The organism is Bacillus sp. MYb56 (assembly GCF_002976445.1).
GTDB classification, from domain to species: domain Bacteria; phylum Bacillota; class Bacilli; order Bacillales; family Bacillaceae_G; genus Bacillus_A; species Bacillus_A mycoides.
The window spans coordinates 1-7,869 of sequence record NZ_PCOH01000077.1 but is presented as its reverse complement, the minus strand read 5'-3'; the positions used below and the strand labels follow the sequence as shown (position 1 = coordinate 7,869).

Below are 7,869 nucleotides of genomic sequence, written 5' to 3'. Positions count from 1 at the left end.
CTCTTTACTTAGGAATCCCCCTCTTCTAAACGAAGTGAAAGTGGGGGGAGTTCAAGAAATTATTAATAAGGAATGGAACCATATGTTATCTGAAGAACAAGAATATAATCTTAATTTAAAGTTTTTTCTATTTGGTATGTTGATGTTTTTGTTGTTATTTTTCAATTTTGATTTTTATAAAGTAAAAGGAAATTCCATGTACCCCACTGTACAAGATCAAGAATATATATTAGTAAATAGAGCAGCTACAACAATCTGCCCATTATATCATGGGCAGATTGTTGTTATAAAAACACCGAATGATTCCAATTATTACATAAAAAGAATAATTGGTTTGCCCAATGAAACAGTTGAAATGGTTAACGATTCCGTTTATATAGATGGGGAGAAACAAGAAGAACCTTATGTTTACAAAGATTTAATTAATAAAACTGAATTTCTCTCCAACTTTAGCGAGAGGAAAGTGCCTTCAGGCAAATTATTTGTAATGGGAGATAATCGTTATAAAAGTATGGATAGTCGAAACGGTCTAGGGTATATAGATAAAACTAGTATAGTAGGAGTGTTAGCTTGCAATTTTTGGCTTTTATAAAAAGTACATGGTGTTCCCAGAAAAAAACAGAGGTTTGAATAGTATAAATCCTGGGTGAATAAATGAATACTTGCTAATATACATGAAGACCACAACAATAGCAGCACCCTGTTAATATAGTTAAATTATTATTAATATTGAATTTGAAAATAAAAAGAACTTGTAGGTATCTCTACAAGTTCTTTTTTAGATAATGAAAAAAAGTGAAATAAACTATCTCATAACTTGAATCGGAGCAAACACTCTAACTACGGGTTGCTTTCATTATATACCAAATCTTGACATGTAGAGTTTTAATATCTGAAAATTATGTAAATTAAGAAAATAAGGGGTGTATCTTGTTTTTTATTACTAAAAAAACAATTATTCATTTTGTACAAAATACTTTCAATTAATATCTATATAATAATAAATTATAAAAAATATAAGCATAGGTAAATGAAGAAGAATATAGTATTCTTATAGAAAGACCTATATTTATATTTAGGAATAATTAACTCTAAGATAATGAATTTCATGTTATTAAGAACTATAATTCTTGGATATACGTAAAGAACTGACGTACAAAAGAAGACCCCTTACTGTTGCTTTGAAATAAAGTTTGATTAAAATGCATGGATTGATTTTTTTGAGCTATTTATTTTTGTTATTAAGTTTGACAAGCAAATAGTGAAGATTAGCTCCCTGTTCAGTATTATTTACATTTACTACATAAAATTTCGTTTGCTATCTTAGCTAATACTTTATCTAATTGTCCAACAGGCATATTTTTGTCTTTGGATAATACTAAAGAAACTGCAAATCGTTCACCACGTTCAATTGTTTTACCACATTGTGAACATACTAAATTTACATCTTTAAAATGATTTATTAATGTATCTAACATATTATTTATTCCTCCTGCTTAATTGTTTAATATATAAATATCATTATTTTTATTATACAAAATTAAAAAGAAAAGATGGAGTAAAATTCCAATTCACACCATCTTTAACAACAACTTTTTTCAAAACATCGTGACTTTATTTCAAACCAACAGTTCCTTATCATACAAAGAACCGGGTAAAAGATATCCTAAATTATGTCTAACTGTACACAATTTCTTTTTAATCATGTACTTGCATAGAAAGATAATAAATTCCCTTATTGGTTACGAAGACATATTCTTCATAACTACAAGCATAATAGGCTCCTATATCTAATTTTACCCAATAAACTGCTCCAATCCCTTGTTCAAATGTATTCAATAACTGTTCTATTATAAACTCCTTCGGTGTTAATCCTTTCAAATCATATCCACTGGGTATTGTTCCGAACCAATACTCTTCACTGTCAGGGAATTCACAAGAAAGGAAATCCTGCTGCCATTCATTCAACTGTATAAGTTCTATTGTGTCGTCACTAGTAGCTTTTATATCCTTTTTTATAAGCTCACATATATCTTCTTTTGTATTTTCTGATAAAAGATATAGTCTATAATCATTACCTACGCCATCATATTCATTAACCTTAGCAAAATCACTTAATATTCTATTAATCTTTTCCATGTCTAAGCTCCTTCATCAATAATTAGGAAATAATTCCAACATTATTATAGCAAGGTGCTACACGCTTCCCTATGGATATGTTTTATATTTGGCGGTATGCCTTATTTGGGGTCTCGCCAACATTTCGCGAATTTCGTACGCTAAGGAATTCCTAAGTTCAAAAACTTGGTTTTACCGTACGTTAAGAAAGTTCCTTAAACGATATTTAATGCTTGTTACGGGACTTTGTTTTTGGTAATGAGTCTCGGAACTGGTTTTTGACCATCTTTCTGTTAGTTTCGTTAGAACTCAATAAAGTTCCTTAAACGTCCGGTTTTGGCTCCTATTGCTAAATCCTTTTTATATGTAAACGACAAATAGACCTAAAGATATAATAAAATTGATTTTTTAGGTCTATTCGTCGTTTACGTTAATAAAAGAAAAAACGGGCTTGTTAGACAACCCGTTTTTTCTTTTAGCACTTTTTTCTTTTCGGTAAGTCAGGAGCCTTCTTCATTGTGTCAACAACATGCATGACCGCGAAATATGGATGTTTTAAAATCATTTTCGGTCCGCTCTTCTTCATAACATCCTTAACGAAATCTTTCATATCTGGTTTATAACAATGAATTTTGCAATTTTGACATGCGGGCTTCTTCTCTTGAAATGGACAGTTTGATAAACGAAAATAAGCATACTCTTTTAACTTCTGACATTCTTCACATATAGTATCTTGTTCATGTTCGTTTTTACAATACATATCAATCATAATGCTAATTGTTTTCTCTTCACGTTCAATTCGATTCATGGCTAGTGCCTCCCGTTCCAAAGTCTCTCTGCTTTGATTGTAAGACTTTTTTTGAGGGTTTACATGAATTTTCATTGACAGTTTTTCTAATTTTTATCTCTTTCCTACGAATTATTAATGGAGAATGTCCCTACCAATCATAACCAACAGTAAAAGCGAACGCATTAAGACTTAAATAAACATCTTTCTTTTTCTTACGAGCTTCGGATGCTTAAACCAATCGATTCTTCCACGCTATTGATTGATCTATTTTAGCCATAAAAAATCTCCTTTCCGTCTTGTACGTAAGGAGATTATGACATGGAACTGATTCTATTGGTATGTGGGGACAGTTTGACGCTTACTGTTATATCAAGTAGTTCAGCCTTAGCGTACGGAATCCGCGAAATGTTGGTGCTACCCCTAGTACAGCACTTCAATTAGCAACTAGTATTGCTACAGGTCTTGCGGAGGTTCAAAGTGGGAAAGGGTTTAGTGTCGTCAGCGGTACATTTAGTACACAAGGATTGAATATGAATTGGACGGGGCCTATTCAAAAAATTACAGAAGATAAAGCTCGTGAAGTTGAAAGTTTAAATAAGGATTCTGAATCTGTTGAAGTAGACAAAAAAGAGTCATTTCTAGGTATGACTGGCTTTGATGGGATGGTACCATTAGATGGAATGGGGAATATAGTCGGAACACTTTCAGGTGCAGCTGCAGTAGGGAATACAGTTTATAAAGTAAGGAATGGTTATGAGATAAAAAAAGACTTTGATAGAAAAAACAAACGAGTTCTTGTAAGAGAGAGTTATGATTCTGTTAAAGATAATAAAAAAGTTAATGGACGGCATAGAGATCATAAGATTTACTATGTAAATGATATCGAAAAAAAATCGAAAATGGAACAGCTACTCCTAAGATAAAAGAAATAGAAGCTATGATAAAAAAAGGAAGCGCAGCTAAAATGGCCTTAAAGGATAAGATTGGATGGGCTAGTGTAGCTATAGATGCATATACAGATACAAGTGATAATATTAAAGATAATGCCTCGGGTGATAAAATTGCAGGAGATATTATTGGTAATGTTGTAGTAGGAGGAGCAACAACTGTAGGGGCTGCGGTTCTGACTGTTGCAGTTCTTCCTGCTGCTGCACCAGTTTTGGCAGTTGCAGCAGCAGGATTCGGTATTTCAGTAGGATTAACATACTTAGCAGAAGGGGTAAAATGGGATGTTGATTTAGATGGTGATGGTGAAGATGATAGTATTAAGGATATGGTGAAAACGGGTGCGAAAAAAACTTGGTCAACAGTAGCAGGGTGGTTTAATTAACATGAAAGAAAATACAGATTTTAATAAAAAAGTTTTTGAATATTACATGGCTCTTTATGCTGTAACTGATATAAGATCGACTATAATTACTCTTGTCATTGGGATAGCAGATATATTTGTGCTTTTGCCTGCTTTTGCGAATCCTTTTCAACCACTATATATGTATATGATAGTTCCACCAGTTGCTTTTTTAAATTTATGGGCAATATGGATTGTTATAAATCCTCGGAAACGGCAATTACAATACACTCTATTTCGTGGGGTATTTGGGATAGTATGTTCAGTAGGATTATTAGTTATAACCCAAAAGTTTGCATATGGAATGTTAGGATTACAAACTCCAATCTATTTTGTTTTTTCAGTTGGTTTGTATATTTTTGCTTTGAATCATTATTATAAAAATCATATTAAAAAACTTCAGGAACCAATCAAAAAATCAAAGTCATCGAAAAAAAAATCTGGTTTCGGAGTAGTGGCTTTTGTAGGATTGGGTCAACTCATTGCTAATATCAGTCTTGGTTTTGCAACACAAAAGATGGTAGCAATTGTATTAATGTGTGTATACTCAATGCTTTCGTTTATTTTGTTTCATTTTATTATGGAACTCCATAGGTATTATTATTTAAGGAAGCATATAGAAGGTGGAGGTAGAACACATAAAACCTTTTAAAGAGGCTGTATTGAATTTTAAGTATATGATCGTGGTCCTCTTATAAGGGGTACCGCCAGCATTTCGGAAAAAAACCATGCTAAGAGCATACAAGATTTTATACAGTTTTTCGGCTAATCCAGTAACAAACGAGAACCCGAAAACCCATACCGTGATAGGAATGTATAAAAAATTTCATGGATTGATAAAAAGAAAAAAAGGCAAATCCCTTATGAGAGTAAGGGATTTGCCTTTTTCTTTGCTACCGATAATGAGACGTTATGTTAACTTTCTATGAATATCATATTCAACCAAAATTACCTTTATTGATGGTACAATTAAAGTCTTGGAGGGATATTATGGAATTTATTATGAATATTATGGGATTTATTATGTATTTTGTATTTTATTTTGGATTACTGTTTCTTATAATTGGTACTGCATTATCTTTATTTATTATGGCTGCATTACCAAAAATTTGGAATAAAAATCTATCATTCATAATGATCGGCTTAGGGATAAATATAATTGCTATTCCGTTGTCTTTTTTTATAGGTGTGATGGCAACAGATTCTCCTGATAGTACTAGGTTAGATTTTTGGAAAGGATTTTTCTTTATTCAAAAAATACCGCTCTTTTTACTGATTTTTTTATTATTTTTAACTGTGGTGTTGTGGTTTATTCGTAAGAACAAGAAAAAAGTAAACATGTAGAATTTTAAAACGACTTCCAATAACGATAATTATGTAAATACGAAACCCCTTCAGCAAGTAAACTGAAGGGGTTTTTTCTAGATACATTGAATACTGATAAGTGGTGTTATGGTAACTACGGTTGTGTAGAATGTATATGTTTGATTTTAAAACAAATATGTATATACAAGTTTTATAATTGTTACGGTTGCTCCAAGATAAGCAAACCATTCCCAAAGGGGTGTTTTTTGTTTAGAATCAGTCATATTGTTATGTCCTCCTTTTTAACATCTGTTAAACAATATATTATCATAATTATGAGATTTTTGATTAATTAGATCATTTCAATTAAGTAGTTCTTTACTTCGAATAGATTTTGCAATCCCTTTATTCATGAATTTTTGAATGTATACTTTTCTCAGTGTTTTTGCTAAAAATAGCTAAGGTAGGATAAACTCAATGAAATCAAGAAAATGAAAGTAAACTAATATTGAAAAGTTTACATTCGTATTTATAATAAATTGGAACTAACAAAAAAACTCTGTAAAAATCATTTTACAGAGTTTTTTGCTAATTATTTATTGTTTTACATAACAAATTGTAACTTGTTCGTCTATATGGAATATTTGTAATGCTTTACCATCATAGTTTTGAACTTTATACGATGAATAAATCGGTCTTTCTAGCTTCACTTCTTGACCATTTTGTGTTGCTTTCTCTACGACTAACATTAATTGCTTGGAAGCTACGTCTGCTTGATATGTTCCTGATACCGTATTATCTTTGCTTGGATAAGAACCATTTGCATAGGTTACAAATGTCTTATCACCTTTTAGGACTAATGTAGTTTTTACTCCGTTTCCGTAATCAATACCCCAATTACCTACTAGTTCTGTACCGTCTTTCATATTGTTCTGTACATTTTTAAACTTAGCGGAACTCTCATCAGGTGTATCAATTTGTCCTTTGAATATACCAGTTTTTGCTTGGCTATCATATGTCTTTACTTGATTACCGCTAGATAAACTTGGTTTAGAGGAACTACTTGAAGAACCGCTTGATGTAGAAGTAGTTGAACCACCTTTTGCTTCTGAACTTAACTTATCAAATACTGGCTTCCAAATACGTTTCGCTTCACTTAACTTCTCGTTTGCTTTCGCTAAGATTTCTTTATCATTATTCATAGCAGAGTCTTTCGTGCTAAATGCTTTTGATATTTCTGCAAAAATCTCTCTTAACTTCCCAACAGCTTTTACGATTTCTTTATGGTCTTCCTTATACTTAGCAGGTGCATCTATATGCTCAATCTTATCGAATACTTTATCTAAGTCTTTGATAGCATCTTGAACCTCTACTTTTGATTTACTTCCTTTGTGATAATCTCTTACAGAAGAATCATAGTAATCAAAGCGTTTTAACATATCTTGTTCAATGTCTAACATAAGTTGTGGATAATCTTCTGCTAAAACTCGAACCATTTGAACATCTTTACTTTCTTCTTTCGAGTTAGTTGATTTTTCTTTTGTTTCAGATGATTTATTTTCTGACTTAGCTGAACTTGTTCCTTCTGTTTTAGTTTCCTTACTTTCTTGTTTACCAGATTCAGCATTTGTTTTTTCTTTGTCTCCAAATAAACTAGTTACACTACAAGCTGACATAGAAACTACTAATCCAGATGCTAGTAAAATTTTACCTGTACTTTTTTTAAAATTCTTCATATGATTTTTCAATTCTCCCTCACAAAACATAAAATAGATGCGTTTTAACCCCTTTAAAACTAAAAACATACCACTTCTATATTTATCCTAAAATACCTTTCTATGTATAACATTTTACAAGTAATTACAGATATGGTCAAAATTCATTCTAAATTAACGATGTTCATAAAAAAGATGCGATGCTTTATTCCTTCAAGTAAAAGATTCTAAGTGAGTTTTGATTAAACTTTTTTATAAAAATCTCATACTTAGTTAAAAAGAGTAACTCCATTTTGATCAATCTTTTTTCAAAATGGAGTTTTTGTTGTACCTGAGGTGAACAAACTATACACAATACCTCTCAGACTCCTTTTTGAAAGTAAACCTCTATCTAAAAGTTTACTTTCGGTAATAACAAAAAAGTCCCTTCATAATGCTAAAGGGACTTCGCTCACACAAATGATCTGCACATCAATTCACTTTTGATATACAGATCATTTGTATGATAATTTTTATAAATAATTGCGGAATAATGAACTTACATTACTGCTTTTAAAAGTTCTTGTACAAATGGAATGATTCCACCTACAAAT

Annotated in this window: 7 protein-coding genes and 1 pseudogene; 4 read left to right on the top strand and 4 right to left on the bottom strand. The window is 31.3% G+C overall.

What is annotated here, in order from left to right; translation table 11 throughout:
• The first annotated feature begins 82 nt into the window (after positions 1-82).
• Positions 83-592 (top strand): signal peptidase I, encoded by a 510-nt coding sequence (gene lepB, locus CQ058_RS30250; protein WP_002193561.1) that lies wholly within the window; start codon positions 83-85, stop codon positions 590-592.
• Positions 593-1,286: 694 nt separating this feature from the next.
• Here lepB and CQ058_RS30245 read toward each other — a convergent pair.
• The 3 genes from CQ058_RS30245 to CQ058_RS30235 all read right to left on the bottom strand — a co-directional run bounded on the left by CQ058_RS30245 (position 1,287) and on the right by CQ058_RS30235 (position 3,001).
• Positions 1,287-1,478, bottom strand: coding sequence for a hypothetical protein (locus CQ058_RS30245; protein WP_002192033.1), 192 nt, complete (start codon positions 1,476-1,478; stop codon positions 1,287-1,289).
• 220 nt (positions 1,479-1,698) lie between these two features.
• Positions 1,699-2,139, bottom strand: a complete 441-nt coding sequence (locus CQ058_RS30240; RefSeq protein WP_002192034.1) for a hypothetical protein — start codon at positions 2,137-2,139, stop codon at positions 1,699-1,701.
• A gap of 454 nt (positions 2,140-2,593) precedes the next feature.
• Positions 2,594-3,001: a nitrous oxide-stimulated promoter family protein gene (locus tag CQ058_RS30235; RefSeq protein WP_336619613.1), complete on the bottom strand. Its 408-nt coding sequence runs from the start codon at positions 2,999-3,001 to the stop codon at positions 2,594-2,596.
• Positions 3,002-3,330: 329 nt separating this feature from the next.
• On the opposite strand from CQ058_RS30235, the pseudogene CQ058_RS32820 reads away from it, so the two are divergent.
• From CQ058_RS32820 to CQ058_RS30215, 3 genes and pseudogenes are all read left to right on the top strand, one after another.
• Positions 3,331-4,238: pseudogene (locus CQ058_RS32820) on the top strand (T7SS effector LXG polymorphic toxin); the annotation flags it as partial.
• Between the two features lies 1 nt (position 4,239).
• Entirely contained in the window at positions 4,240-4,908 is a 669-nt protein-coding gene (locus CQ058_RS30220; RefSeq protein WP_002193557.1) for a hypothetical protein, read from the top strand.
• Positions 4,909-5,267: 359 nt separating this feature from the next.
• Entirely contained in the window at positions 5,268-5,600 is a 333-nt protein-coding gene (locus CQ058_RS30215; RefSeq protein ID WP_033733435.1) for a hypothetical protein, read from the top strand.
• Between the two features lie 557 nt (positions 5,601-6,157).
• Here the strand turns inward: CQ058_RS30215 and CQ058_RS30210 are convergent.
• Positions 6,158-7,309 (bottom strand): DUF3994 domain-containing protein, encoded by a 1,152-nt coding sequence (locus CQ058_RS30210; RefSeq protein WP_002192041.1) that lies wholly within the window; start codon positions 7,307-7,309, stop codon positions 6,158-6,160.
• Between the last annotated feature and the right edge of the window lie 560 nt (positions 7,310-7,869).